The organism is Limnohabitans radicicola, from assembly GCF_014837235.1.
Lineage (GTDB): Bacteria > Pseudomonadota > Gammaproteobacteria > Burkholderiales > Burkholderiaceae_C > Limnohabitans_A > Limnohabitans_A radicicola.
The window spans coordinates 319539-345859 of record NZ_JACYFT010000002.1; the positions used below are offsets into that span (position 1 = coordinate 319539).

Consider the following 26321-nt stretch of genomic DNA (forward strand, 5'->3'; position numbering starts at 1 on the left):
ATGCTTTCAAGAACCGCCGATCACCTCTTCTGGATGTCCCGCTACATGGAGCGGGCCGAAAACACCGCACGCATGCTCAATGTGAGCTACGAGACTTCGCTGCTGCCGCAGTCGGCCGCCGCTGCGCAGGCCGGTTGGGAAGGCATCCTCTCCATCAGCGAGTTGCTGCCTTCGTATCTGGCGCTGTACAAGACCATCAACCCACGCGATGTGATGGAGTTCATGGTCAAGGATGTGGACAACCCTTCTTCGATCATCTCTTGCCTGCGCGCTGCCCGCGAAAACGCCCGCGCCGTTCGGGGCACTTTGACCACCGAGGTGTGGGAGACCCAAAACCAGACCTGGCTGGAGGTCAACCGCATGCTCAAGAGTGGCCAATTCGAGCGCGACCCGGGCCAGTTCTTTGAGTGGGTCAAGTTCCGCTCGCACCTCTCGCGCGGGGTGACGGTGGGCACCATGCTGATGGACGAGGCGCTGCATTTCATGCGCCTGGGTACCTTTCTGGAGCGTGCGGACAACACGGCGCGGCTGGTGGATGTGAAATTCCACGCCATGGACAACGACTACTTCGGCATGCCCCTGGCGGGCCATGAGGGCGAAGCGGAGAAGGAATACGACTTCTACCACTGGAGCGCCATTTTGCGCAGCGTCAGCGGCTTCGAGGTGTACCGCAAGGTCTACCGCGACGTGATCAAGCCCGAGCGTGTGGCCGAGTTGCTGATCCTGCGTGCCGACATGCCGCGTTCGCTGCACGCCAGCCTGAACGAGGTGATGGCCAACCTGCGGCTGGTGTCATCGGACGCGTCCAGCGAGACCCTGCGGCAGGCGGGCAAGCTGCGCGGCGAACTGGCGTTTGGCCGCGTGGACGAAATTCTGGCCACAGGCCTGCATGCCTTCCTGACCCAGTTCCTGGAGCGCGTGAACACCCTGGGCGGGCACATCAGCCGCGAGTTTTTGTTGCCGCAGGCGGGGTGATCAGCCCAGAGTCAAGACCACGGGGGCGTGGTCGCTGGGCCGCTCGTTTTTGCGAGGGGCCCGGTCGATGACGCAGGCCGTGGCCTGGTCGCGCACGGCTTGCGAGACCAGGATGTGGTCGATGCGCAGTCCCCGGTTGCGCCGGAACGCGAACTCGCGGTAGTCCCACCAGCTGTAGCTTTTCTCGGGCTGCTCAAACAACCTGAAGCTGTCGGTCAGACCCAGGTCGGTCAGCGCCTTGAGTTTTTCGCGTTCGGCTTCGGTGCAGTGGATGGTGTCTTTGAGGCCGACCGGGTCCCACATGTCCAACTCGTCAAAGGTGATGTTGTAGTCGCCCATTAGCACCAGCTGCGGGTGCTTTTCCATTTCGGTCTTCACCCAGTCGCGCAGGGCGTCGAGCCAGCGCATTTTGTAGACAAACTTGTCGCTGTCTGGGGCCTGGCCGTTGGGAAAGTAGGCCCCGATCACGCGCAGACTGCCGCCCGCCCCGTCGGGGTAGGTGGCTGCAATCACACGCGACATGTCGTCTTCAAAACCGGGGATGTTCTTGACCACATCGCTGCCTTCGGTTTTGGAGATCAAGGCCACGCCGTTGTAGGTCTTCTGGCCGAACCACTGGGCCTGGTAGCCGGCCTCCTGGAAGGCTGAAGCGGGAAATTTGTCGTCGGTGAGCTTGAGCTCCTGCAGGGCCAGCACATCGGTGGGATGGGCGGCCAGCCAGTCCAGCACCTGGGGCAGGCGCACCGAAAGAGAGTTGACGTTCCAGGTGGCGATTTTCATGAGGTCGTGGAAGAAGCTTGAACAGATCAAGCCATATTGTCCGTGAATTGAAAACCGCTCCTCTGGCAACAGTCGGGTTGCAGCTCAGCGCGTGTGCAGGCGGGTGCCCGCCTGAGCCATGTCGGCCTTCAAGATGTGGCCGTGTGTTGAGTCGGTGCAGTAAACGGTTCGGCGCTCAGCGCCGCCAAACGCCAGATTGGTGATGGAGGCGCCCGCAGGGCCGGTCAGCACTTCTTCGGGTTCTGCGCGTGAGCCCAGCACCCAGACATAGGCCAGCCCCGGATTGGCCACCAGCAATCGACCGCCTTCGTCCATCGCCAGGCCATCCGGACCGCTGGGGCCGTACGACGTGAAGAATTGCCCGGCCTTGGACACGCTGCCGTCGGCCAGCAGCGGCATGCGCCAGACGCAGTTGCCGCGTGTGGCGGCCACAAACAAGAAGCGCTCGTCGTTGGACAGCACGATGCCATTGGGGCTGGGCACGTTGGACAGCAGCATGTCCAGCCGCCCGTCGGGTGCCAGCCGGTAGACGCGGCCCGTGGGGTCGTGCAGACCGGTCTGGCCCTGGTCGGTGAAGTACAGGTTGCCTTGGGAGTCAAACACCAGATCGTTGACCCCCTTGAAGCGTTCGCTGTTGCGCCGCTCCAGGAAAGGCCGCACCTGGCCGCTCTGGATGTCCAGCACCACCAGGCCGTTTTTGTAATCCGTCACCAACAGCTGTCCTTCGCTGAGGAACTTCATGCCGTTGGGTTCGCCGTCCCATTGGGCCACCAGATCCCATTCGCCACGGGGGTCGATGCGGAATACCCGTCCGAAAGGGATGTCGGTCACGTACAGATGGCCCTGCGCGTCCAGCACCGGTCCTTCAAGGAAGGAGTCGGCCAGCCGACCGCCCTGGTTCACGTCAGCCCAGAGGCTGCGCACGCCCGTTTGGCGGTATTGGTCGGGCATGGAACTGAACAGTTCCAGGGGGCGAACGGTGGGGGGCTTGAGCAGGAACATGGTGGGCTTATTCTGCCTTGAGGTCGAGTGCGCGGGCCAGCTGGGCATAGGCCTTGGCGTCGCGGTCCATATCGGCACCAAAGGTGCTGCCGCAGCTGTGCTGTGGTTCCATGCCCAGGCTCTGCAGTTTGGCCACGGTGCCGGCTTGTTCGGTGAACTGGGCGGCCACTTTTTCCAGGGTTTGCAGCACGGCGGCGGGCGTGCCCGCGGGGGCAAGCAGGCCATACCAGGCGTCGGCTGTGTAGCCCTTGACGCCCGCTTCGGCAAAGGTAGGCACGTTGGGCAAGAGGCTGGAGCGGCGCGGCGAAGCCACAGCCAATGCGGTGAGCTTGCCGCCCTGGACCTGCGGCAGCACCGAGCCCAGTGTGGCAAACGAGCTGTCGAGCTGGCCGCCCATCACATCGGTCACCACTTGCGCAGCGCCTTTGTAGGGGATGTGGTTCATGCTCAAGCCCGTCATGCGCAAGAACTGCTCGCTGGCAAAGTGGCCCGAGCTGCCGGTGCCGGGTGTGCCGTACGAGCGTTTGCCCGGCGCTTCACGCACCTGCTGCATGAAGGCGCCCAGGGTTTTGGCCGTCATGGCCGGGCCGGTCACCAGCACCGTGGGGCTGACGGCCAGGGTGCAGATGGGCGCAAAGGAGCGCACCGCATCGAACTTGACGCGGGCGCTGTAGAGCGCCGGGATCATGGTGTGGTTGGTGGCGGCCATCAGCAGGGTGTAGCCGTCAGCGGGCGCGGCAGCCACCGCTTCGGCGGCCAGGATGGTGTTGGCACCGGGCTTGTTGTCCACGATCACGGGCTGACCCAGCGCACGTGCAGCGTGTTCGGCAAAGGCGCGTGCCACCACGTCGGTCGGGCCACCGGCCGAGAAGCCGACCACGATGCGCACGGGCTTGCTGGGCCAGGCCTGCGCCCAGGCGCTGGCCGTGGCCAGGGTCAGCAGTGCTGCGACGGCCAGGCGATGAGAAAGTCTCAGTGTGGTCATGCGAAGTCTTCCTTCACTCTTTCTTGATGCCTGCGGCCTTGACCGTGGCGGCCCAGCGGCCGGATTCGGCCGTCAGGTATTTGCGGAAGTCTTCGGGCGAAGACGCCACGATGCGCGAACCCAGGCTGTCGAACTTGGCCTTGATCTCGGGCATGGCGAGCACCTCGCGCAGGGCCGCGTTCAGGCGGTTGACGATCTCAGCCGGGGTGCCGCGCGGCAGGAAGACGCCATTCCACTCATAGGACTCATAAGGCTTGCCGATCACTTCGGCCACGGTGGGCACGTCGGGGAACAGCGGGTTGCGTTGGGCCGAGGTGATGGCCAAGGCCTTCACGGTGCCGCCCTTGACGTGGCTGCTGATGGCTGGCAGGTTGAAAAAGCCCATGTCCACCTCAGCGGCAATGGTGCCTGTGATCGCCAGACCGCCACTCTTGTAGGGGATGTGCAGCATGTTCACACCGGCCGCCTGGTTCATCAGCTCTGGGGCCATGTACTGCACCGTGCCCTGGCCGCCCGAGGCGAAGGTCAGCTTGCCGGGTTGGGCCTTGCCCGCCTTGATCAAGTCGGCCGCTGTGGCGTAAGGCGAGGCTTTGGGCACGGTCATCAGCATGGGCGTCACGCCCACCTGGGTCACAGGGATCAGGTCCTTGTCGGCATCGTAGGGGAGCTTTTGAAGGTGCGGGTTGATCGAGAACGGGGTCGCGTCGTACAGCACCGTGAAGCCATCGGGAGATGCCTGGGCCACGGCTTGCGCGCCGATGACGCCGCTGGCCCCGGCCTTGTTGACCACCACCACCGAGGTGCCCAGTTTGGGGCCCAGATGCTGGGCGATCAGGCGGGCCAGGGCGTCGGCCGTGCCGCCCGGTGCGTAGGGCACCACGATGCTGATGGGTTTGCCCTCGGGCCAGGCGGCTAAAGCGGCAGAGCTGGCCATGAACAAGGCCAGACCGGTGGTGGCCAGGCGGGCGTTGAAGGTTCTGCGTTGCATGTGTCTTCCTCTGGTGTGGATAGAAATCAAACTGTGGCGATGGGGGTCACGGGCGAACCCGCTGCGCCGGGCAGGCGCAACGGCGGGGCCGTGAGCAAAAAGCGGGAACGGCCTGCGTCGCGCAACCACTGCGCCAGCGGCGTGAGCCACCAGAGTTCGCCCAGGTGGATGCCGTTCTTGAACAGACAGTGCTCGTGCAGTGGCAGGCGGGGCCCGCGCAGCGGGGTGCTGCGCGTGAGTGACGGTCCCGCCACCAGCTCCACCGCCGGGTTGTCGGCCATCAGGCAGGCCAGCCGCGTGTCGGTGATCCATTTGAGCAGGCGCTCGTCCGAGCCGTCCAGGCCACTGCCGGTGGCGTGCAGGTGTTTCACATCGGGCTGCTTGCGCATGGCCAGCAGCGTGTCGGCGAAGCCGGTGTGCAGGCAGACCATGTCGCCTTCCTCGATGTCAATCCGGTCGGCTTCGAGGATGCGCATCAGCGGCTCGTAGCCCACGGCCACCCTCTGGCGGCCGATGTGCTTGTCCAGATCGATCAGCACACCGCGCCCTTGCGCGCCATGCACGGCCAGATGGGCCACACCCAAAGCGCCTGCATCCGGGTCGGGGTAGCGTGCCCAGTCTTGCGGGGCTGCCGGGTCGGTGGTGCCCGGGTGCAGGTCGGTGCCCGCACGAAAGCCGTTGTAGAAGACCGCCTCGGCCTCGCCGTCGCCGTCGGCATCGAAGCGGCTGCCGATGTGCGCCAGGCTGTCCCACTGGGTGGAGTACTGGGTGTTCATCAGCATGACCTCGTCGCAGACGACGTCGGTCAGGTTGGGGTCTTCGCTGGCATAGGACCAGCAAAAGCCTTGCACACCCTGGCTGGCGCCATCGCGCAGCGTGCCATAGAGCCGGGGCGGCAGGCGGCGGGCATTGAGCGCCATGCCGCCGGGCACGTCCAGTGGCAGCGACAGGCAAAACGTCAATCCTTCGCGCACCTCGGCCATGCCTTGGCGCACCTTGGCGGGGGTGACCAGGTTCATGCGGCCCAGGCGGTCGTCGGGGCCGAATTCCCCCCAGTGGCTGCCGGGTGGGGAATGTTTCCAGCGTGGGCTCATCGCCTGCGTGGTCATGGTGGATGGCCTCAGGCCGTGGCCTGGGCCAGCACGTCCAACACATTGCGCGCCGCGCCCACGCCCATGTTGATGTAGGCGTCGCTCGTCACGCCGCCGATGTGCGGGCTCAGGATGATGTGCGGTGCGTTGTGGAAGGGGTGCGGGGCGGTCATGGGTTCGACCGCAAAGCTGTCGAGCCCAGCGGCAAACACCTGGCGCGACTGCACGGCAGCCAGCAGATCCGCTTCGTTGACCAGACCACCACGGGCGGTGTTGACCACGATCACGCCTTTTTTGCACTGCGCCAGGGTTTGGGCGTTCACCATGCCCCGGTTCTCTGGAGTCAGCGGGCAGTGCAGCGAAATCGCATCCGACTCGCGCCAGATCGTCTCCAGATCGACCGACTGGATGTGGTCAGGCAGGTTCTTGGCGAACGGGTCGAAGCCGATCACCTTCATGCCCATGGCGTCACACATGCGTGCAAAGCGCTGGCCAATCGCACCCAGGCCCACCAGGCCGATGGTGCGGCCGTGCAGTTCGATGCTCTTGTGCGTGGCCTTGTCCCAGTGGCCTGCGTGCATGCGGGTGTTGAGGTGCACGACTGACTTGGCGCAGGCCAGCAGCAGGGCCAGGGCCTGCTCGGCCACGGCGGCGGCGTTGGCACCCACGGCGGCACGCACCTCGATGCCGCGCACTTGGGCGGCGGCTTTGTCGATCGTGTCGGTACCGCTGCCGTGCTTGGAGATCACGCGCAGCGAAGGCGCGGCGTCCATCACCTTGGCGCCCACGGCGCCGTAGCGCACGATGATGGCCACCGGGTCATGCTTTTGGCAAAGGGCCACCATGTCTGCTTCGGTCGGGGTCTTGCCCGCGTAGACGATCTCGAAGCCCTTGAGCAGGTCCAGGGCTTGCTGCGCCAGATCGGCACCGGTGACGATGAGGGCAGGGTTGCTCACAGTGTTTCTCCGTCCTTGAGCACGCCTGCGGCGCGCAGCGAGGGCACCAGCCAGGAGGCAGCGGTTTGGCCTTCCTTGATCTGGGCGATGCGCTTGGCTTCGTCTTCGACCTTCTTGTGGGCGGCCGGGATCAGGCTGGCGAGTTTTTCCTTCTCGACCACCACGATGCCGTCGGCATCGGCCAGCACAAAGTCACCGGCCTGGACGCTCACGCCGCCGCAGCTGATGGGGTGGCCGATGCGCCCGCCAATGTTCTTGGTCGGGCCGTTGGGGTTGGTACCCACCGAGAACACCGGGAAATCCATCTCGTCGATCTCCAGGCTGTCGCGCACGGCGCCGTCCACGATCACGCCGGCAATGCCCAGCTGGCGGCAGGCGGTCATCATGATGGTGCCCATCAGCGCCGAGGTCTGGTCGCCCTTGCCATCGATCACCAGCACATCGCCGGGTTGCGCCATGGCCATCGCGGCGTGGATCATCAGGTTGTCGCCAGGGCGCACCTCGACGGTCAGGGCCGGGCCAGCCACTTTCATGCGCGGGCGCAGGGCCTGGATGCGGCCGTGCATGGTGCCACGGCGACCGGCGACGTCGGCCAGGATGGCGGCTTGAAAGTCCGCAGCCTGCTTGACCAGTTCGGGGGAAACGCGCTCGAAGTCGCGCACGATGTCTTGGCTCATGGGAATGTCCTTGTGTGCAATGGAAAAGAAGTTCAGTCGGCCTTGATGTTGGCCGTGCGGATGACACGGGCCCAGGTGGCCGAGTCGGCGTTTTGTGTGTCTGTCAGGCGCTGCGGCGCGCCGCCCACCAGCGTCACGCCCAGCTTGTCGGCCAGCTCGGCCACAGCGGGCTCGCGCAGGGCCTTGTTGATTTCGGCATTCAAGCGCTGGACAGTGGTGGGCGGGGTGCGGGCGGGCAGGTAAATGCCTTGCCACTGCTCGACCACGAAGTCTTTTTGTCCGGCTTCGGCCATGGTGGGCACATCGGGCAGCACTTTCAGGCGCGTCGCCGAAGTCACAGCCAGGGCACGCAGCTTGCCGGTCTTGACGTGGGGCATGGCGGCGGCCACGGGCGCAAACATGAACTGCACCTGTGCGCCCAGGGTGTCCTGCAAGGCTGGGGTGTCGCCTTTGTAGGGCACATGCAAAAAGCGCACGCCCGAGCGCATCGCCAGCAACTCTGCCTGCATTTGCAGGATGGTGCCGTTGCCGCCCGAAGCGAAAGCGATTTCTCCGGGGCGGGCCTTGCCTGCGGCCAGCAGCTCGGCCACCGACTTGAAAGGCTGCGACGGGGCGACCACCAGCAGGTGCGGGATGGTGCCGACCAAAGCCACCGGCTCCAGGTCATGCAAAGGGTCGTAGGGCAGTTTGCCCATCAGATGCGGGGCGATGGCCTGGGCACCGATGGTGGTCATCAAGGCGGTGGTGCCGTCCGGGCTGGCCTTGGCCACATAGGCGCCGCCGATGGTGCCAGTGGCGCCGGGTTTGTTGTCAATGACCACCGTGGTGCCCAGCGAAGCCCCCACACGCTGAGCGATGGCCCGAGCCATCACGTCGGTGCTGCCTGCGGGCGGGTAGGGCACGATCCACGACAGGGGACGTGTGCCGGGCCAATCTTGGGCATGGGCGGGGGGACTGAAGGAGGCAAGTAGAGCCGCTGCATTGGCCAGGGCGCTGATCCATTGACGGCGTGAAGCCGAGGTGTGCTTGTTCATGGCTGGTGTTGAGGGATGGGGTCGAAGCCGTACAGGCGTTCGGGGTTGGTGACGAGGATTTGGCGCAGGCTTGCGGTGCTGCTGGCCCATTGCGCCAGCCGGTCGATCTGGCGTGCGTCGTCGGGCATGGGCTGCAGGCCCGCTGATGCGGTGGCGTGGGGCCAGTCGCTGCCCCAGACCACGCGATCCGGTGCGGCGTCGATGTAGCTGCGGGCCAGTGCGTCAAGGGCCGGGTCTTCGGTGCTCAAGGTGGCGCTGACCAGATAGCCCCCGGAGAGCTTGACCCAGGCCCGCCCGCTTTGCAGCAGTTCCAGCACAAGGGCATGGGCCCGCTGGTCACATTGCGCTGGGGTGATGCGGGCGAAGTGGTCGAAGACCAGGTCCACGGGCAGGCTGCACAGCACAGGCGCGAGCGTCAGCAGCTGGTCGGTGGGCATCAGCAGCTGAAGGTGCCAGCCCAGTGGGGCAATGCGGTTGGCGATGTGTGCGATGGATGGCGCGTCGTGGGTCGCGCCCAAGGACAGGTTGATGCGCACACCGCACACGCCCAGTGCATGCAGCTCGCGTAAATGCGCGTAACTTTCGTCGCCACGGATGACAGCAACGCCTTTGGCGTTCGGCCCCAAGGCAGCCAGTGCGGCCAGCATCGGCGCGTTGTTGCTGCCGTAAGTCGAGGGGGTCACCAGCACGGTGCGCGTGGTGCCCATGCGCGCCTGAACTGGCTTGTAGTCGTCAATGGATGCGTGCGGCGGGTGCAGACGGGCGCCGGGCGCAGCGGGCACGCTGCTGTCGTAGACATGGACATGGGCATCGCACGCGCCCTCGGGCAGTTGCGTGCCGGGCAGGGATTCACCAGCGGAGAACGGGTAACGCGAACGCATGACGGCTCGGTCAGAAACCAGTGCCTGTTCAGTCGACTTTAGCGCCGGAGTCCTTGACCACACGACCCCATTTGACGATGTCGTTGCGGATCAGTTTGCCAAATTGATCGGCGGTGGCGGGTGTCACATCCAGTCCCTGGTCTTCGAGCTTTTTGCGCAGATCGGGTGAATTCAATGCCTTGTTCAACTCGGTGTTGACCGAGCTGACCACGTGGGCTGGCAGGCGTGCAGGCCCCAGCAGACCAAACCAGGTCACAGCCTCAAAACCCTTGTAGCCGGATTCGGCCACCGTGGGCACTTGTGGCAGATCGTCGGTGCGTTTGGCGGCCGTCACCGCCAGGGCGCGCAGCTTGCCGCTCTTGATGTGGCCCAGCAAGGTGGGCACCGAAGAGACATAGATCTGGACCAAGCCCCCGATCACATCGGTCAGGCCCTGCGACGCGCCTTTGTAGGGCACATGGGTTAGTTTGACGCCCGCTTCACGCTGGAACATTTCGGTGGCCAGGTGGGCCACGGTGCCGTTGCCCGAGGTGGCGTAGTTCAGTCCGCCAGGCTGCGCTTTGGCGGCGGCCACCGCATCGGCCAGGGTTTTGTAGGGTGAATTGGCCGCGACCACCAAAGCCAGCGGTGCGCTGCCGATCAGACCGATCGGGGTCAGGTCGTTGACGGGGTCGTAGGGCAGTTTGCTGTAGAGGGTGGGGTTGATGGCGAGGTTGCTGGTCTGACCGATCACCAGGTTGTAGCCATCGGCAGGGGCTTTGGCGACGGTGTCGATGCCGAGGTTGCCGCCCGAGCCCGGCTTGTTGTCCACAATGAAGCTCCACTTCGTGGACGCTGTGAGCTTGTTGCTGACATCGCGGGCCACAATGTCCGTGCCGCCACCGGCCGGGAAAGGCACGACCAGGCGTATGGGCTTGGCAGGCCAGCTCTCTGCCAAGCTCAGCCAGGGTGTGCAGGCTGCCAGGATGGCGAGGGTGGCATGGCGGCGTTGGATAGGCTGCGACATCGGTTTGTCTCCAAGTTTTTTGAATGCAGCGGACTTTAAGTGAGTGTTTCACTGAATACAATAATGCTTCACACAGTGAAAGATGTTTCATGCTGCAACATGCCCCCTCCATTGCGCCTGACCCAGCGACCAAGTCCACCGATGGCGGCGTCCTTGCCGTTGCGCGCGCCTTGCAGATCCTGGAGGCCTTTCGCATTGGCGAGCGGCAATTGAGCCTGGCTGAACTGAGCAGGCGTGCAGGCCTGCACAACACCACCGTGCTGCGCCTGGCCAGGACATTGGCCCAGTCGGATTTCATGGTGCAGAGTGAGGATGGGCAGTGGCGACTTGGGCCCGCAGCGGGCTGGCTGGGGGCGCGTTACCAGGCCGGTTTTGACATCCACAATGTGGTGGAGCCGACCCTGCGTGCCTTGAGCCAGGAGACCCGCGAGAGTGCATCCTTTTATGTGCGGGAAGGCCAGGAGCGGGCCTGCATTTCCCGGGTCGAGGGGCCGCAATCGGTGAGGCACCATGTGCGCATTGGCATGCGCCTGCCTTTGAGCTTGGGTGCGCCAGGTCGTGTGATCCTGGCTTTTTCAGGTGAGCCTGGCGGGATCTATGAAGACATTCGCCGCCGGGGTTACCACGTTTCCATGGGCGAGCGCGAACCGCAGGTGTCCAGCGTGGCGGCACCGGTTTTTGGACTGAACTGGAAGCTGCTGGGTTCGATGTGCATTTCGGGGCCGACTTCACGCCTCGATCAGACGCAGCTGGAGGCCTTTGCACAAACCGTGATGGATGCCGCCAACAAGCTGTCGTATGCCTTGGCCGGTGCCCGCTCGGCAGAGACACCCAGCGTCATTTCCACTTGGCATCCCTGAAAAAACACAGCCTGCGGTTGCAGGCTGGGGGGCTCAGATGTGCAGCGCGGCCAGACCGCCGATCACCACGCCAATGGCGCCTGCGCCGTACATGACGTATTCCAGCCATTTGCGGCGCGACAGCAGGGCAATGGCGGCCATGGCAATGGCCACCTGCAGCACGGTGGTGGCCTGTGCCCAACGGTGGTGCTGGTGCATTTGCTCGTCCGACAGTTCGTCCCAGTGCTTGGACTCGGCTTCCAGCTTTTCTGCAGCAGCCTTGATCTCGCTCTTTTCGGACTTGTACCGCTTGATCTCGTCCTGGTAGAACTCTTTTTTGGCAGGGGCCAGTTCCAAGGCCAGCTCGCTCAGATTTTGCTTGCTGCTTTTGGCCTGGTAGTAATTCCACTGGTTGGACGCTTCGGTCTTTTTGATGGCCGCGTTGTTCTTGTACAGACCGGCATTGGCCTGGGTCGCACCGCCCATGTAGCCAAAAATCGCACCCACCGTGGCGATGATGGCGGTGAACATGGCGATCGAGCTGGTGTGGCCGTCGCCATGGCCCTGGGCGGCGTGCTCCAGCTCATGGTCGTGGGGGCCGTGAACATGAAAACCGTGTCCTGACATGTCTGTCTCCTCAGATGGAATGTTGGAAAGTCACAAAGCTGAATGGCAGGCCATTGGCCGCCACATGCGGTTCGCGCTGGATTTCGGCCCAGTCTGCGCCAAGCACCGGGGCGTAGGCGTCACCTTCAAAATCGGCATCAATTTCGGTGACCACCGCCGTGCTGGCCAGCGGCTCGGCCTGGCGGTAGATCTCGGCGCCGCCCATGATCCAGGCATCGGGCGCGGCACCACACAGGCGCATGGCGTCTTCAATCGAGCTGGCCCGCAGGGCACCCTCGGCCTGCCAGTCGCCTTGTCGGGTGACCACGATGTTGAAGCGGCCCGGCAGCGGGCGGAATTTCGGGGGCAGGGAGTCCCAGGTCTTGCGGCCCATGATGACGGGCTGACCGAGCGTGACGCGTTTGAAGTGCGCCAGGTCTTCGGGCAGATGCCAGGGCATCTGGTTGTCCTTGCCGATCACGCCGTTGCGGGCGCGGGCATAAATCAGGTGCAATTTCATCCAGCCGGGCCTCAAACAGCGACGGGTGCCTTGATCGGCGGGTGGCATTCGTAGCCGGTCACTTCAAAGTCCTCGTACTCGTAGTCGAAGATCGAAGCGGGTTTGCGCTTGATGTTCAGCGTGGGGTAGGCCAAAGGCTGGCGGCTCAGTTGCAGCTCGACCTGCTCGTGGTGGTTGCTGTAGATGTGGCAGTCACCGCCCGTCCAGATGAAGTCGCCCACGTCCATGTCGCACTGCTGCGCGATCATGTGGGTGAGCAGGGCGTAGCTGGCGATGTTGAAGGGCACGCCCAGAAAGATGTCGGCGCTGCGCTGGTACAGCTGGCAGCTGAGTTTCGGCTTGTCACCCGCCTTTTGCGGCGGGGCCACATAGAACTGGAAGAAAGCGTGGCAGGGCATGAGGGCCATCTGGTCCAGTTCGGCCACGTTCCAGGCGCTGACGATGATGCGGCGGCTGTCTGGGTTATTCTTGAGCGTGTCCATGACCTGCTGGATCTGGTCAATGTGGCCACCACCCGGGGTCGGCCAGCTGCGCCATTGCACACCATAAACGGGGCCGAGCGAGCCATCTTCGCGGGCCCATTCGTCCCAGATGGTGCAGCCGCGCTCTTGCAGCCATTTCACGTTGCTGTCGCCGCGCAAAAACCACAGCAACTCCACGATGATGGCCTTCAGAAACACCTTCTTGGTGGTGACCAGCGGAAAGCCTTCGTTCAGGTCAAAACGCATCTGGTGGCCAAACACGCTGCGCGTGCCGGTGCCGGTGCGGTCACCCTTTTGCACACCTGTCGTATAGACGTGGCGCATGAAGTCTTCGTACTGGCTGCGGACAGGGCGATCAGGGGTGGGATTGGCGAGGCTCATGGGGCACAAGTTTACTGGAGGCGGGTAGCAAGGGCGGCAGACCATGGCGTTGCCGTGCGAGGCGGCATTTGTCGTCTCCAGCCTGCAGTTCCCGGCACGGGCCGGGGCGGTGTTCGTAGACCGTACAGGCCACCTGCTGACCAATCTGTCCGGACAAGGCCGTGCAACGGGGCGCTTTGCTGTAGGTGCCTTTCATGCAGGCCATCACAGGCGTCAGTGCTTCATAACAGTCCTCGGCCAGTCCATGCGATGCCGCATCGGCCCAGTAAAAGGAAACGCGGAAACTGGCGCAACAGGCACCGCAGCGGGTGCAGGGGGAGGGCGTGACGTCGTGGCTCATGGTGCACTCCAGGACGGGTTGGGGATTCAGGGCACGTCGTGGCCCATGCTGGCGCGCCAGACGCGGGTCCATTGCTGCACGCTCAGGTGCAGCTGCGTGGCGGTGACGGCTTCTTGCAGGCCCGCGCGCCGCCCCGTGCCGGTGACCAGGTGCGGGTGGCTGGGGTGGCGCAACACCCAGGCGTAGGCGGCCGTGGCCAGGTTCACACCGTGCTCGTCGGCCACGGCCTGCAGGGCTGCCCGGGTGCGGCTGGCCTGCTCGCCCATGTCGCTGAACAGGCGACCACCTGCGAGCGGCGACCAGACCATGGGGCGCCGCCGCAGGCGCTGGGCCTGGTCGAGTGTGCCGTCCAGCAGGGCGTCGGTGTGCAGGGTCGACAGCTCGATCTGATTGGTGGCCAGCGGGATGCGGCTGTCGAGCAGCTCAAACTGCTGCACCGTGTGGTTGCTGACGCCAAAGTCCAGCACTTTGCCCTCGTGCTGCAGCGCTTCAATGCAGCGGGCCACTTCGTCGGCGTCCATCAGCGGGTCCGGGCGGTGGATCAGCAGCAGGTCGAGCCGGTCGGTGCCCAGCGACTGCAGACTGGCTTCTACGCTGTTGCGGATGTGCTGGGCGCTGGTGTTGTAGTGCTTGAGCGTGTGCTCGGGCCGCTGGCTTGAATGCAGGGCGATGCCGCATTTGCCCACCAGCTGCATCTGCTGTCGCAGGGCCGGTTTCAGGCGCAGGGCCTCGCCGAACAGGTTTTGCACCGCGTAATTGCCGTAGATGTCGGCATGGTCGAAGCTGGTGATGCCCAGCGCCAGGCAGTCTTCGATCCAGACCAGGCGCTCAGCGGTCGTCAGGTTCCAGCGGGCCATGTGCATGGCCCCAGCCACGATGGTGGACAGGTTCATGGGAGCACTTTGCGGGGGTTCAGGATGTTTTGTGGGTCCAGGGCGCGCTTGATGGCGTGCATCATGGCCAGGGCTGTGGCGTCTTTGTAGTGGGGCAGTTTGCCTGCTTTGAGTTCGCCCACGCCGTGCTCGGCGCTGATGGAGCCGTTGAAGCGGGCCACCTGGTCGAACACCAGCGTGTTGACGCGCTCTTCCCAGTCCCGCAGGAAGGCTTTGCCGTCTGCGCCCTGGGGAGCCTGCACGTTGTAGTGCAGGTTCCCGTCGCCCAGGTGCCCAAAGTTCACCAGGCGCACACCCGGGATGTGTTGCAACAGGAGGGCGTCGGTTTCCTGCACAAAGGCCGGGATGCGCGAGACCGGGATGCTGATGTCGTGCTTGATGTTCAGGCCTTCTTCGGCCTGGGCCAGCGGGATGCTTTCGCGGATGTGCCACAGGCCCCGGGCCTGGCCGATGTTCTCGGCCACCACGGCGTCGCTCACGCAGCCTGCTTCCATGGCCGCTTCGAGCAAGGCTTCGAACTGGCCGCGGGCGTGGGTTTCGCTTTCGCTGTCCGAGTTTTCCAGCAACACGCACCACGGCGCTTCCTTGAACAGCGGCACCCGCAGCTGTGGGTAGTGTTTGTCCACCAAACCGAGGGCAAATTGCCCCATGACTTCGAAGCCTGTGAGGCCGGGGCCGAGCTTTTGGTGGGCCAGTCCCAGCAGTTGCACGGCCGCTGCCATGCTGGGCACGGCCGCCCACGCGGTCAGCTGCACGGCGGGCAGAGGGTAAAGCTTCATGGCGGCGGCGGTGATGATGCCCAGCGTGCCCTCGCTGCCGATCATCAGGTGACGCAGGTCGTAGCCGGTGTTGTCCTTGCGCAGGCCGGTGAGGCCGTGCCAGACCTCTCCGCTGGCGGTCACGACTTCCAGGCCAAGGCACAGGTCGCGGGTGTTGCCGTAGCGCACCACCTGGGTACCGCCCGCGTTGGTGCCCAGGTTGCCGCCGATGGTGCAGCTGCCTTCGGCGGCCAGGCTCAAGGGAAAAAGCAGGCCTTCTTTTTCAGCGGCGTCCTGCAGGTTCTGCAGCACGCAACCGGCCTCAACGGTCATGGTCAGGTTGTCCTTGTCGATGGCCCGCACCGCGTTCATGCGGGTCATGCTCAGCACGATTTGGGTGCCGGTGTCGTCAGGCACCGAGCCGACCACCAGCCCTGTGTTGCCGCCTTGCGGCACGATGGAGGTGCTTGCGGCGGCGCAGGCCTTGACCACCGCGGCCACTTCGGCCGTGGAGGCCGGGCGCACCACCGCCAGGGCTTGGCCCCGGCTCCGTTTGCGCCAGTCCTGCTCCCAGGCGCTCAGGTCGGTGGTGGGGTCGTCGTGGGTGAGCACATGGGCATCGCCACAGATGCCGCGCAAGGTGCTGATCAGGGTGTTCATGCGGTCTCCGTCGGCGGGGCTTCGCTGGCTTCTTGCGCCAACCGAACCGCCTGAAAGCGCCAGCGCACATGCAGCGTGCACGCCACAAACAAGGTGATGCACAGCAGGCCTTCAAGCATGGCCAGGCCCGACGAGGGCCAGCGGTCGCTCCAGCCGCGCACCGCCGCTTCGGTGAAATACAGCCAGATCAGCAGGCTGACCCAGCGGTAGGTGTACATGCGGTTTTTCAGCAAGCCCGCCAGCGGGATGCACAGGGGCAGCACCTTGATGGCCCACCAGGAGCCACCGGGACGCAGCGGCGCCAGCCACAGCTCCCAGGCCAGGCCCAGAAAGATCAGTCCAAGCAGGCTGCCCGTGGCCAGCCAGCGGGTCATGTTCACGCGGCGGCGAAGTGTGTCAGGATTTGGGTTCATGGCGGTGGCATCATACCGGGCATGCAAATTCACTCTTCTCATGCCGGTTGGCGCGAACAGATGCTCGGCTGGTGGCAAGAACTGGTGGCGGTGCCCTGGCGTCAGATGGCGATCATTTTGGGGGGGCGCTTTCGCGATGCCCGTTTGGGCGTCAGCGCCAGTTCGCTCACTTTCACCACCGTGCTGGCCCTGGTGCCGCTGTTCACGGTGGGCCTGGCGGTGTTTGCCGCTTTTCCCTTGTTTGGCAAGTTCCAGGACACGATCCAGCGCTGGCTGATCGACAGCCTGGTGCCCGACAGCATTTCGCGCCAGGTGTTGGGTTATCTGACGCAGTTTTCGCGCAAGGCCAACCGACTGGGCACGATGGGTCTGGTGGCCTTGCTGGCCTCGGCGATTGCCTTGATGGTGACCATCGAGCGCACCCTGAGCCAGATCTGGCGGCTCGAGCGCCAGCGCCCTTTGCCACAGCGGGTGTTGCTCTACTGGTCGGCCATCACCCTGGGGCCGCTGTTGCTGGGCGCGAGTCTGGCCATCACTTCTTATGTGGTGACGGCTTCGCGCGATGTGGTGGATGCCTTGCCTGCGGCTTTGCGTTGGCTGCTCGACAGTTTCGAGTTTGTGCTCCTGGTGCTGAGCGTGAGCGGCTTGTATTTTTATGTCCCTTACACCCGGGTGCGCTGGCGTCACGCGCTCACGGCCGGTTTGTTGGTGGCGCTGGGCATTGAGCTGGCCAAGAAGCTGCTGGCGATCTACCTGACCCAAATTCCCACGTATTCGGCCATTTACGGGGCGTTTGCCGCTGTGCCGATTTTGCTGGTCTGGATTTACGTGGCCTGGGCGATTGTGTTGCTGGGGGCGGTGGTGGCCGCCACCTTGCCCGAGTTGGGTCGTCAGGCCTGGCGCAAACCCGAGGGCGTTGGCTGGCATTTCAAACTGGCGCTGCAAGTGCTGGCGGCGCTCCATGCGGTGCGGGAGCAGGAGGCCAAGGGCTTGAGCCTCCATCGCCTGTCCCAGCAGTTGCAGGTGGACCCCACGCACTTGGCCCCCTTGCTGGACCAGTTGAAGTCACTGGACTGGGTGGGCGCGCTGCGCGAGGAGGGGGGTACCCCCGATGCACGCCATGTGCTGCTGATCCAACCCGAAGACACCCCGCTGGCACCGCTGGCGGACCGCTTGCTGCTGACCCGCAGCCCTGACGATGCACTGCTGTGGTCGGCCACCCAGCTGGACCAGGTTCGTGTCTCCGAGGTCTTGCCAACGACCTGAGCAAAGGCCTGAGCGCCCGGTTGGCGGCTCGGCGCGGTCGCCGGGATCAGAATGGGATCTTGCGCGTCCAGATGTCCTTGTACATCACCCAGTCGCCCATGAAGCTGTAGAGCGGGCGCTTGAAGCTGGCGGGCTTGTTTTTCTCAAAGACAAAGTGTCCGACCCAGGCACAGCCATAGCCGCACAGCAGGCCATACAGCAGGTACTGCGGCTTGCCGGTGGCCACCAGCATGGCCAGGCAGACCAGCGACAGCGTGCTGCCCACAAAGTGCAGGCGGCGGCAGGTGCGGTCGCTGTGTTCGCTCAGGTAGAAGGGGTAGAACTCGGCAAAGCTGGCGTGGCGTGGGGCGGTGGTCTGTTCCATGCGGATCTCCTGTGGATGTCAGCGGATGGCAAAGGGGGCGTTCAGAAAACCCCGGAAGCGGGCGCGGCCGCCGCGCACCGGCTCGGCGCTGAGGCGGTAATCGGGAAAGCGCTGCAGAAAGTGGCCAATGGCGATGCGCCCTTCGAGGCGCGCCAGGCTCAGGCCCGCGCACTGGTGGGGGCCAAAGCCAAAGGCCAGGTGCTTGTTGCCTTCGCGGCGCAGGTTCAGCACCTCGGGCTGCGCGTACACGGCCGGGTCGCGGTTGGCCGCACCGATGCAAAGGGTGATCAGCGCGCCTTCGGGCAGCGCCACCCCGCCCACCGTGCAGGGCTGCAGGGCGCGGCGGTTGCCCAGCTGGTTGGACGATTCAAAGCGCAGGAACTCGTCCACCGCCAGACCCAGCACGGTTTCCCGGGCTTCGTCGCTGCCTGCGGCGGCCAGATCGGCCATCAGCTGCGCCCGCTGCTCGGGCCATTCCTGCAGGCACAACAGGGCGTTGCCGATCAGGTTGGTGGTGGTCTCGTGCCCGGCGTTCAGCAGGAACACGCAGTTCTGCAGCAGCTCGACTTCGGTCAGTGCTTCACCACCGTCGCCCTGGATCAGGCGGGTGAGCACATCGTGCTCGGGGTTGCCCGGGTGTTTGCGCCGCTCGGCCACCAGGTCTTTGAGGTAGGCCAGAAACTCTTTGACTGACTGGTGGCCCAGGGCCTCCTGCTCGGGGGTGAGCGAGGGCTCCAGCGCGCCCAGGATCGCCAGCGACCAGCCGCGCAGCGGGCCCCGGTCGGCGTGCGGCACGTCCAGCAGGTTGCCGATGATCTCGACCGGAATGGCGCTGGCAAAGTCCTCGATCAGGTCGCCGCCGCCTTGCGCTTGCATGGTGTCGAGCAGGCTGTCGACCAGCTGCACCAGACCCGGGGCCATGTTGTCAATGGCGCGGCGGGTGAGGGCGCCCATGATGATGCGCCGCACGCGGGTGTGCAGCGGCGGGTCGTTGAAAACCAGGGAGCTGGTGTGGTGCTGGAACAGCGGCGAGACGCCGGGTGACACCGCCCAGGGGGCTTCGTTGAAAGGGGCGTGGTTGTACTTGGGGCCGAACTCGACCTGCTTGTCCGAGCTGAAGGTGTGCGCGTCGCGGTAGACCGCCACCAGATCGGCATGGCGCGTGAGAAAAACCGAGCCGTCGGGCATGCGCTTGACCGGCTCGGTCTCGCGCAGCCGGGCATAAACCGGGTAGGGGTTGGCCAGAAAGTCGGCAGGCAGTTGGCGCAGGTCCAGCGTGGCCGCGATCTCGGCCGCGCGATCGGGCGTCATGGGCGGTGTGATCAAACTCATGCTGTCAGAAAATCCTTGAGCGCCTGCAGCACGCCGTCTGGCGCTTCGGTCATCAGCGAATGGCCTGCGGGCAGTTTGACCACTTGGGCGTTCTGGGCCTTGCTGACCAGGCTTTGCGCCGCTTTGGGTGGTGTCATCTGGTCGGCATTGCCCAGCACAAAGAGGGTGGGACACTGGACTTTTTCCATGGCCGCTTCACCGCCCGCGTAGCTGTCACAGGCCTTGAAGCCGGTGTAGAACACATTGACCTGGGGGTTGCTGGCCAGCACCCGGCGCATCAGGGCGCGGCTGCCGCCGTACAGCCAGGTGCCGGGGCCCAGGGCCGAGGGGGGTGGTGACAGCGTCGAATGCGAAAAGGTGTTGACCATGTCGATGGCCTTGTTGGGCGCGGACACCGAAGATTCGAGCAGGGCGGGCGAGACACGCATCGGGAACGCCGTGCCCACCAGCACCAGCTGGCTCACGCGCTCGGGCGCTTGGGCCGCCGTCTCCAGTGCGATCAGCGAACCGAAGCTGTGGCCCACCAGCGCGGCTTTCTGAATGCCTGCCGCGTCCAGCAGGGACAAGATGGCGGCGCTGGCGTCTTCGACACTCGCAGGCGGCTCGCCGCTACTTTTGCAGTGGCCGGGCAGGTCAATCGCCAGCACGTTCCAGCCGTGGTGGGCCAGATAGCGGCTTTGCAAAATCCAGACGCTGTGGTCGTTGAGCACACCGTGGATGAACACGACGGTGGGCTGGGTGGGGCTGAAGTCTTTGCCGCCGGTGTAGGCGTAGATGTTTCCGATCTTCATGCGGCTTTCTCCGCAGCTTTCAGGGCTTTTTTCAGGTCATCGATCAAGTCGGCCGGGTCCTCCAGACCAATCGACAGTCGGATCGTGCCTGGGCCGATGCTGCCCGCAGCCAGCGCCTCGTCGCTCATGCGGAAATGCGTGGTGCTGGCCGGGTGGATCACCAGGCTCTTGGCATCGCCCACATTGGCCAGGTGGCTGAAGACCTTGAGCGCCTCGATGAAAGCCTTGCCTTGGGCGCGGCTGCCGGCGATGTCGAAGCTGAAGACCGAGCCTGCGCCACGTGGCAGCAGCTTTTGCGCCAGCGCATGGCTGGGGTGGCTTTCCAGCATCGGGTGGCCCACGCGGCTGACCAAGGGGTGTGCGGCCAGGAATTCAACCACCTTGGCGGTGTTCTCCATGTGGCGTGCCATGCGCAGCGGCAGGGTCTCGATGCCCTGCAGGATCAGCCAGGCGCTGTGCGGCGAGAGGCAGGCACCGAAGTCGCGCAGGCCTTCGCGGCGGGCGCGCAGCAAAAAGGCGCCAACCGTGCTTTCCTCGCTGAAGACCATGTGGTGGAAGCCCTCGTAGGCCTCGGTCAGTTCCGTGAATTTGCCCGATTTTTCCCAGTCAAAGCTGCCGCCGTCCACCAGCACACCGCCAATGACGGTGCCGTGGCCCGACAGGAATTTGGTGGCCGAGTGGTAAACGAGGTCTGCGCCGTGGTCGAAAGGCTTGATCAGCCAGGGTGAGGTCAGCGTCGAGTCCACCAGCAGCGGCACACCCGCTTCGTGGGCGATTTGGCTCACGGTGGGGATGTCCAGCACATCGAGCCCCGGGTTGCCCACGGTCTCGCCAAAAAAGAGTTTGGTGTTGGGCCGCACTGCCGCGCGCCAGGCGTCGATGTCACCGGGCTTCACAAAGGTCGTCTCGATGCCGAAGCGCCGCAGCGTGTAGTGCAGCAGGTTCTGCGATCCGCCATACAAAGCGGTCGATGCGACGATGTGGCTGCCTGCACCCATGAGGGTTGCGACGGCCAGGTGCAGCGCAGCCTGACCGCTGGCGGTGGTGATGGCACCGATGCCGCCTTCGAGGGCGGAGATGCGCTGCTCGAGCACCGCATTGGTCGGGTTACTGATGCGGCTGTAGACGTGGCCCGCCCGCTCCAGGTTGAACAGGGCTGCGGCCTGGTCGCTCGACTCGAACACGAACGAGGTGGTCATGTGGATCGGTACTGCGCGGGCCCCGGTGGTGGGGTCGGGGGCGGCCCCGGCATGCAGCGCCAGGGTGTCAAAGCCGGGGTCGGCATATCCGGACATGGGATTTCTCCAACACAGAAAGTTTTGGGCAAGCGCCAAGCGCTATTCTTGCGATGGATTGTGGGCTATATTCAAGTCCAAGTCCTTACGGAACGACCCCCAGGAGACAACACCATGAAAGTCAGCGACATCCTCCGCGTCAAGGGCAACACCCTGTTCACCGCGCAACCCGATCAGCCGCTGGCCGATGCCGTGGGGTTCATGGCCGAAAAAGACCTGGGTTCTTTGGTGGTGATGGACAAGGGGGGTGTGGCAGGCATGCTCACTTTCCGTGAAGTGATCAAGAAAGTCGTGGCCAACGGGGGACAGGTGGGTTCGACTTCGGTGGGTGAGGCCATGGATGCCCAACCCCTCATCTGTACGCCAGACACTGAAATCGACGATGTGCGACGCATGATGCTCGAAAGCCATGCCCGCTACATGCCAGTCACAGATGGCACCACACTCATGGGGGTGATCAGCTTCTACGATGTGGCCAAGGCCGTGGTGGATGCCCAGAACTTCGAAAACAAGATGCTCAAGGCCTATATCCGCGATTGGCCCGATGGCTCAGCCCCTGAGGCCGAAGAAGCCAAACTCTGACCCCCAGGGCTGACCGTCCGCCCGCTCTGGGATAATTCCCCCCATGAGCGGCAATACCTTTGGAAATCTCTTCTCGGTCACCAACTTTGGTGAATCCCACGGCCCGGCCATTGGCTGCGTGATCGACGGCTGCCCCCCGGGCATGGCCCTGTCCGAAGTCGACATCCAGCCCGATTTGGACCGCCGCCGCCCCGGCACCAGCAAATTCGTCACCCAGCGCAATGAGCCTGATGCGGTGCAGATCATCTCGGGCGTGTACCAGGGCAAGACCACGGGCACCCCGATCTGCCTGCTGATCCAGAACACCGACCAGCGCAGCAAGGACTACGGCGACATCCTGCAGACCTTCCGCCCAGGCCACGCCGACTACACCTATTGGCGCAAGTACGGCATCCGCGACCCGCGCGGCGGTGGCCGCTCGTCGGCGCGCCTGACCGCCCCCATGGTGGCTGCGGGTGCGGTGGCCAAAAAGTGGCTCAAAGAACAATTCGGCACCACCTTTGTCGGCTGCATGACGCAGATAGGCGAGGTGCCGATCGGCTTCGAGAGCTGGGACCATGTGCCGAACAACCCGTTTTTTGCCCCGGTGGCCGATGTGTCGGCGCTGGAGGATTACATGAACGCGCTGCGCAAGTCGGGCGACTCGTGCGGTGCCCGCTTGCGGGTGGTGGCGCGTGGCGTGCCGGTGGGCCTGGGTCAGCCGCTCTTTGACAAGATCGACGCCGACATCGCCTTTGCCATGATGGGCATCAACGCCGTCAAGGGCGTGGAGATCGGCGCTGGTTTTGGCTGCGTCACGCAAAAGGGCAGCACCGCAGGCGACTCGCTCACGCCCGAAGGCTTTGTGGGCAACAACGCGGGCGGTGTGCTGGGCGGCATCAGCACCGGGCAGGACATCGAGGTGTCGATCGCGATCAAGCCGACCAGCTCGATTTTGATCCCGCGCGACACCATCGATTCGGAAGGCCACACCACCGAAGTGATCACCAAGGGCCGTCACGACCCCTGCGTGGGCATACGCGCCACGCCGATCGCCGAGGCCATGCTGGCCCTGGTGGTGATGGAGCATGCCTTGCAGCACCGTGCCCAGTGCGGTGATGTGGCGCATGCGCTGGCCCCGATCGCGGCCGCCAAGCCCTGATGCCGCAAACCCGTCGGGCTTTATTTCCGTTCGCCGCTTTGTCGGCCAGCTATTTCGCGCACATCGGTTTCTTCAACCCCTACCTGCCGCTCTGGCTCAAGGACATGGGCCTGGGGCTGGTGGCCATCAGCTTGCTGACCTCGGTGCAGGCGGCCACGCGCCTGTTTGCCCCCTACATCTGGGGATGGCTGAGTGACCACACCGGTGAGCGCGTGCGCCTGATGCGCCTGGGCGCCGCTGTGGCGCTGGCTTGCGCGTGTTTGCTGTGGTTGCAGCTCACGCCTGTCTGGCTGGGCGTGGTGCTGCTGGTCATGTTCACCCACACCAGCGCCATGATGCCCATGAGCGAAGCGGCCATGGCGCACCTGGTCAGCCAGGGTGGGGCATTTGACACCAAGCGCTACGGCCGCGTGCGCCTGTGGGGCTCGATCGGTTTTCTGGTCACGGTGTTTGTGGCGGGGGCCTGGTTCGAGGCCTTTGGCATGCAGCAGTTCCCGACCATGACCATTGTGAGTTTGTTGGCGGTGCTGGTGAGTGCGATGGCCTTGCCCGATCAAAAAGAGCCGGGGCACGCAGAGCAGGTGTCGGTGCCTGTGCGCAGCGTGCTGGCCCAGTCTGCGGTGCGCTGGTTTTTTGCCAGTGCGTTCTTCCATGTGCTCTCGCACATCGGCATCTATGTGTTCTTTTCGCTCTACCTTGATTCGCTGGGTTACAGCAAAACCCTGATTGGCCTCATGTGGGCGGTGTCGGTGGTGGTCGAGATCGCCTGGTTCTTCTGGCAATCGCGCTGGCTGCATCTGATGCCGCTCACGGGCTGGATGCTGTTGTGCTCGGCAGCCATGGTGCTGCGCATGGTGCTCACAGCCGCTTGGGGTGATGTGCTGCTGGTGCTGGTGCTGGCGCAGGCCCTGCATGCGCTCACGTTTGCAGCGCACCATACCGCTTGCATCGCCTTGTTGTCGCACCATTTTCCGGGACGCTTGCGCGGGCGCGGCCAGGCGCTGTACACGGTGTTGGCCTATGGGTTTTCGGGTGTGATCGGCGGCTTGCTGGGCGGCTTGCTCAGCGAACGCTGGGGTCTGGCCTCGGTGTTCTGGGTCTCGGTGCTCACCAGTCTGGTCGCCGTGGCCGCGACCTGGAAAGTTTGGCGCCACCACCATCCTGCTGCCTCGGTGAACACATGACCAGCAGGCCCATTTTTTCGCCCGTTGAATTGCCTGACTTTTTGCCGCCTGCGCTGTCAGCGGCTCTGAGCCGTGGTCAGCGCTGCGTCACCGCGCTGGACGGCGTGCAGCTGGTTTGGCACAGCTGGGGCCAGCCCGAGTCCCCCACGCTGGTGCTGCTGCACGGCGGCAGTGGCAGTTGGACGCACTGGGTACGCAACATCACGCCACTCCAAGCTGCGGGCTGGCGTGTGCTGGTGCCTGATTTGCCGGGATTTGGCGACTCGGATTTGCCGCCCGGCTGCAGCGATGTGCCCGACTTGCCCGCGCACTTGCATGCAGGCTTGCAGCAACTGGCCCCGCAAGGCCCGGTGCAGATCGTGGGATTTTCGTTTGGCGGCATGACCGGGGCGTTGTGGTTGGCCGAGTACCCCGAGGACGCTCGGGCCCTGGTGCTGGTCGGTGCTCCCGGTCTGGGCCTGACGGTGCCCGAGCGCGTGCCGCTCAAGGGCTGGCGACACCTGCCCAGCGCCGAGGCACAGGATGCTGTTCATCGCCACAACCTGATGGCCTTGATGCTCAAGCACCCCGAAAGCCTGGACGCGCTGGCGCTGGATGTGCACCGTGCCAATGTGCAACGCGACCGCATGCCGCGCCGCAGGCTGTCATCGACCCCCATCGTGGCCGAGGCTTTGCCCCGGGTCCAGGCCCGTGTCAGCGCCATCTACGGCGAGCACGATGCCCTCTACACCTACCGCTTGCCCGAGGTGCGCGAAGCGCTGGCGCGCCTGGTTCCGAACTGGGGCCAGTGGCACACCGTGCCGGAAGCTGGGCATTGGGTGATTTATGAGGCGGCAGCGGCGTTCAATGCCGCCTTGTTGCAAGTGCTGGGCGAGGCCTGAGCCCCCCCAAGGGGCAGGCTCAGCCTTTGACCGCGCTGATGGCCGCCCGCAGGCCCAGCAGGTAGCTGTCCACCCCGAAGCCAGCGATCTGGCCCTTGGCAATGGGGGCAATCACCGAGTGGTGGCGGAACTCTTCGCGGGCATGGATGTTGGACATGTGCACCTCGATGATGGGGCATTGGAGGATGGCCAGCGCATCGCGGATGCCGTAGCTGTAATGCGTCCAGGCCCCGGCGTTGATCAGCACAGCTGCCGTGCCGTCGCTGTGGGCGTGGTGGATGCGCTCGGCCATCTCGCCTTCGATGTTGGTCTGGAAACACTCGACCTCGGCACCCAGTTCCTTGCCCAGGGCCACCAGCCGGGCGTCGATTTCGGCCAGCGTGGTGGTGCCGTACTGCGCGGGATCGCGCTTGCCGAACATGTTCAGGTTGATGCCGTTGAGGGTCAGGATTTTCATGATGTAAAGAAAGGACTTGTGGGCCTGAAGCGCCATTGTCGGTCATTTGGGGCAAGATGGCGGTTATTGCTCCCACGGATGTTGCCATGACCACCGCCCTCAAAATCGATTTCGTCTCCGACATTGCCTGCCCTTGGTGCGCGGTCGGGCTGTATTCACTCGAAAAAGCGCTGACCCGACTGCAAGGTGAGGTCCAGGCCGAGCTGCATTTCCAGCCCTTTGAGCTCAACCCCCACATGCCTGCGGGTGGACAGGACCTGACCGAGCACATCACCGAAAAATACGGCTCCACCCCCGAACAACAGGCCCTGATGCGCGAGAACATCCGCCAGCGGGGGGCCGAAGTCGGTTTTGCCTTTGCGCCGGGCGGACGTGGCCGCGTCTACAACACCTTCAACGCCCACCGTCTGCTGCACTGGGCCGCAGCGCAGGGCGAGGGCAAGCAACGTGCCCTCAAGAAAGCCCTGCTGGCGTCCTACCAGGGGCGTGCCGAGTGCATCGAAGACGATGCCGTGTTGCTGCAGGCCGTGCAGGACGCGGGCCTGCCCGTGGATGCGGCCCGTGAGGTGCTGGCCAGCCAGGCCTTTGCCGACGAGGTGCGCGCCCAGGAGCGCTACTACCAGCAGGCGGGCATCCACTCGGTGCCTGCGGTCATCATCAACGACCGTCACCTGCTTTCCGGTGGCCAGCCCGCCGAGGTGTTCGAGCAGGCCTTGCGCCAGATCGCGGCGCAAAGCCCGCAAGGTGCCGAGGCCTGAGCC

At 64.7% G+C, this 26321-nt stretch carries 30 protein-coding genes; 8 read left to right on the top strand and 22 right to left on the bottom strand.

The window, feature by feature from the left end; translation table 11 throughout:
* Positions 1-975, top strand: coding sequence for an alpha-E domain-containing protein (locus IC609_RS09300; RefSeq protein WP_191819224.1), 975 nt, complete (start codon positions 1-3; stop codon positions 973-975).
* Here the strand turns inward: IC609_RS09300 and xth are convergent, their stop codons facing one another.
* From xth to IC609_RS09350, 10 genes are all read right to left on the bottom strand, one after another.
* Positions 976-1755 carry an exodeoxyribonuclease III gene (xth, locus tag IC609_RS09305; protein WP_191819225.1) on the bottom strand — a complete coding sequence of 260 codons (780 nt, stop codon included), beginning with the start codon at positions 1753-1755 and terminating at the stop codon, positions 976-978. It lies immediately after the preceding gene.
* An 84-nt stretch (positions 1756-1839) separates the two neighbouring features.
* Positions 1840-2757, bottom strand: a complete 918-nt coding sequence (locus tag IC609_RS09310; protein WP_191819226.1) for an SMP-30/gluconolactonase/LRE family protein — start codon at positions 2755-2757, stop codon at positions 1840-1842.
* Positions 2758-2764: 7 nt separating this feature from the next.
* A complete protein-coding gene (locus IC609_RS09315) occupies positions 2765-3742 on the bottom strand; it encodes a Bug family tripartite tricarboxylate transporter substrate binding protein (protein ID WP_191819227.1) in 978 nt (325 codons plus the stop codon).
* A gap of 13 nt (positions 3743-3755) precedes the next feature.
* Positions 3756-4730, bottom strand: coding sequence for a Bug family tripartite tricarboxylate transporter substrate binding protein (locus IC609_RS09320; RefSeq protein WP_191819228.1), 975 nt, complete (start codon positions 4728-4730; stop codon positions 3756-3758).
* A 26-nt stretch (positions 4731-4756) separates the two neighbouring features.
* Positions 4757-5824 (bottom strand): cyclase family protein, encoded by a 1068-nt coding sequence (locus IC609_RS09325; RefSeq protein WP_191819847.1) that lies wholly within the window; start codon positions 5822-5824, stop codon positions 4757-4759.
* Between the two features lie 26 nt (positions 5825-5850).
* A complete protein-coding gene (locus IC609_RS09330) occupies positions 5851-6777 on the bottom strand; it encodes an NAD(P)-dependent oxidoreductase (protein WP_191819229.1) in 927 nt (308 codons plus the stop codon).
* Entirely contained in the window at positions 6774-7454 is a 681-nt protein-coding gene (locus IC609_RS09335; protein ID WP_191819230.1) for an RraA family protein, read from the bottom strand. The genes IC609_RS09330 and IC609_RS09335 overlap by 4 nt, the downstream gene beginning before the upstream one ends.
* A 32-nt stretch (positions 7455-7486) precedes the next feature.
* Positions 7487-8488, bottom strand: coding sequence for a Bug family tripartite tricarboxylate transporter substrate binding protein (locus IC609_RS09340; RefSeq protein WP_191819231.1), 1002 nt, complete (start codon positions 8486-8488; stop codon positions 7487-7489).
* Positions 8485-9333, bottom strand: a complete 849-nt coding sequence (locus tag IC609_RS09345; protein WP_408611039.1) for an amidohydrolase family protein — start codon at positions 9331-9333, stop codon at positions 8485-8487. Before IC609_RS09345 ends, IC609_RS09340 begins: the two co-directional genes overlap by 4 nt.
* Before the next feature lie 64 nt (positions 9334-9397).
* Positions 9398-10375: a Bug family tripartite tricarboxylate transporter substrate binding protein gene (locus IC609_RS09350; protein ID WP_191819233.1), complete on the bottom strand. Its 978-nt coding sequence runs from the start codon at positions 10373-10375 to the stop codon at positions 9398-9400.
* Between the two features lie 89 nt (positions 10376-10464).
* On the opposite strand from IC609_RS09350, the gene IC609_RS09355 reads away from it, so the two are divergent.
* Positions 10465-11235: an IclR family transcriptional regulator gene (locus tag IC609_RS09355; protein ID WP_191819234.1), complete on the top strand. Its 771-nt coding sequence runs from the start codon at positions 10465-10467 to the stop codon at positions 11233-11235.
* 33 nt (positions 11236-11268) lie between these two features.
* Here the strand turns inward: IC609_RS09355 and IC609_RS09360 are convergent, their stop codons facing one another.
* The 7 genes from IC609_RS09360 to IC609_RS09390 are packed head-to-tail and all read right to left on the bottom strand — an operon-like array spanning position 11269 to position 16267.
* A complete protein-coding gene (locus tag IC609_RS09360) occupies positions 11269-11841 on the bottom strand; it encodes a DUF4337 domain-containing protein (RefSeq protein WP_191819235.1) in 573 nt (190 codons plus the stop codon).
* 10 nt (positions 11842-11851) lie between these two features.
* Positions 11852-12340 carry a dihydrofolate reductase gene (locus IC609_RS09365; protein ID WP_191819236.1) on the bottom strand — a complete coding sequence of 163 codons (489 nt, stop codon included), beginning with the start codon at positions 12338-12340 and terminating at the stop codon, positions 11852-11854.
* A gap of 11 nt (positions 12341-12351) precedes the next feature.
* The gene (locus tag IC609_RS09370) at positions 12352-13203 is read right to left on the bottom strand and encodes a thymidylate synthase (RefSeq protein WP_191819237.1); all 852 of its coding nucleotides are present in this window, start codon (positions 13201-13203) and stop codon (positions 12352-12354) included.
* The gene (locus IC609_RS09375; protein WP_191819238.1) at positions 13178-13543 is read right to left on the bottom strand and encodes a YkgJ family cysteine cluster protein; all 366 of its coding nucleotides are present in this window, start codon (positions 13541-13543) and stop codon (positions 13178-13180) included. Before IC609_RS09375 ends, IC609_RS09370 begins: the two co-directional genes overlap by 26 nt.
* Positions 13544-13569: 26 nt before the next feature.
* Positions 13570-14436, bottom strand: a complete 867-nt coding sequence (locus IC609_RS09380; protein ID WP_191819239.1) for an aldo/keto reductase — start codon at positions 14434-14436, stop codon at positions 13570-13572.
* Positions 14433-15854, bottom strand: a complete 1422-nt coding sequence (locus tag IC609_RS09385) for an FAD-binding oxidoreductase (protein WP_191819240.1) — start codon at positions 15852-15854, stop codon at positions 14433-14435. The genes IC609_RS09380 and IC609_RS09385 overlap by 4 nt, the downstream gene beginning before the upstream one ends.
* Complete coding sequence (locus IC609_RS09390; RefSeq protein ID WP_225224101.1) at positions 15851-16267, bottom strand: DUF2069 domain-containing protein; 417 nt, start codon at positions 16265-16267, stop codon at positions 15851-15853. Before IC609_RS09390 ends, IC609_RS09385 begins: the two co-directional genes overlap by 4 nt.
* A 21-nt stretch (positions 16268-16288) precedes the next feature.
* Between IC609_RS09390 and IC609_RS09395 the strand changes: the two genes are divergently transcribed.
* A complete protein-coding gene (locus tag IC609_RS09395) occupies positions 16289-17533 on the top strand; it encodes a YihY family inner membrane protein (RefSeq protein ID WP_191819242.1) in 1245 nt (414 codons plus the stop codon).
* A gap of 46 nt (positions 17534-17579) precedes the next feature.
* On the opposite strand, the gene IC609_RS09400 is transcribed toward IC609_RS09395, so the two are convergent.
* The 4 genes from IC609_RS09400 to IC609_RS09415 are packed head-to-tail and all read right to left on the bottom strand — an operon-like array spanning position 17580 to position 21315.
* The gene (locus IC609_RS09400) at positions 17580-17897 is read right to left on the bottom strand and encodes an Mpo1-like protein (RefSeq protein WP_191819243.1); all 318 of its coding nucleotides are present in this window, start codon (positions 17895-17897) and stop codon (positions 17580-17582) included.
* 18 nt (positions 17898-17915) lie between these two features.
* The gene (locus IC609_RS09405) at positions 17916-19229 is read right to left on the bottom strand and encodes a cytochrome P450 (RefSeq protein ID WP_191819244.1); all 1314 of its coding nucleotides are present in this window, start codon (positions 19227-19229) and stop codon (positions 17916-17918) included.
* Positions 19226-20020 carry an alpha/beta fold hydrolase gene (locus IC609_RS09410; RefSeq protein WP_191819245.1) on the bottom strand — a complete coding sequence of 265 codons (795 nt, stop codon included), beginning with the start codon at positions 20018-20020 and terminating at the stop codon, positions 19226-19228. The genes IC609_RS09405 and IC609_RS09410 overlap by 4 nt, the downstream gene beginning before the upstream one ends.
* Positions 20017-21315, bottom strand: a complete 1299-nt coding sequence (locus tag IC609_RS09415; RefSeq protein ID WP_191819246.1) for an O-acetylhomoserine aminocarboxypropyltransferase — start codon at positions 21313-21315, stop codon at positions 20017-20019. The genes IC609_RS09410 and IC609_RS09415 overlap by 4 nt, the downstream gene beginning before the upstream one ends.
* Positions 21316-21429: 114 nt before the next feature.
* Between IC609_RS09415 and IC609_RS09420 the strand changes: the two genes are divergently transcribed.
* From IC609_RS09420 to IC609_RS09435, 4 genes are read left to right on the top strand one after another with little or no spacing between them, the layout of a single operon-like run.
* Positions 21430-21897, top strand: a complete 468-nt coding sequence (locus tag IC609_RS09420) for a CBS domain-containing protein (RefSeq protein ID WP_191819247.1) — start codon at positions 21430-21432, stop codon at positions 21895-21897.
* A gap of 43 nt (positions 21898-21940) precedes the next feature.
* Positions 21941-23038, top strand: a complete 1098-nt coding sequence (gene aroC, locus IC609_RS09425; RefSeq protein WP_191819248.1) for a chorismate synthase — start codon at positions 21941-21943, stop codon at positions 23036-23038.
* On the top strand, positions 23038-24222 hold the full coding sequence (locus IC609_RS09430; protein WP_191819249.1) for an MFS transporter: 1185 nt from the start codon (positions 23038-23040) through the stop codon (positions 24220-24222). Before aroC ends, IC609_RS09430 begins: the two co-directional genes overlap by 1 nt.
* Positions 24219-25103, top strand: coding sequence for an alpha/beta fold hydrolase (locus tag IC609_RS09435; protein ID WP_191819250.1), 885 nt, complete (start codon positions 24219-24221; stop codon positions 25101-25103). Before IC609_RS09430 ends, IC609_RS09435 begins: the two co-directional genes overlap by 4 nt.
* 19 nt (positions 25104-25122) lie before the next feature.
* Here IC609_RS09435 and aroQ read toward each other — a convergent pair whose 3' ends face one another.
* Positions 25123-25560, bottom strand: a complete 438-nt coding sequence (gene aroQ / locus IC609_RS09440) for a type II 3-dehydroquinate dehydratase (RefSeq protein WP_191819251.1) — start codon at positions 25558-25560, stop codon at positions 25123-25125.
* 86 nt (positions 25561-25646) lie between these two features.
* On the opposite strand from aroQ, the gene IC609_RS09445 reads away from it, so the two are divergent.
* Positions 25647-26318, top strand: a complete 672-nt coding sequence (locus IC609_RS09445) for a DsbA family oxidoreductase (protein WP_191819252.1) — start codon at positions 25647-25649, stop codon at positions 26316-26318.
* Positions 26319-26321 lie beyond the last annotated feature (3 nt).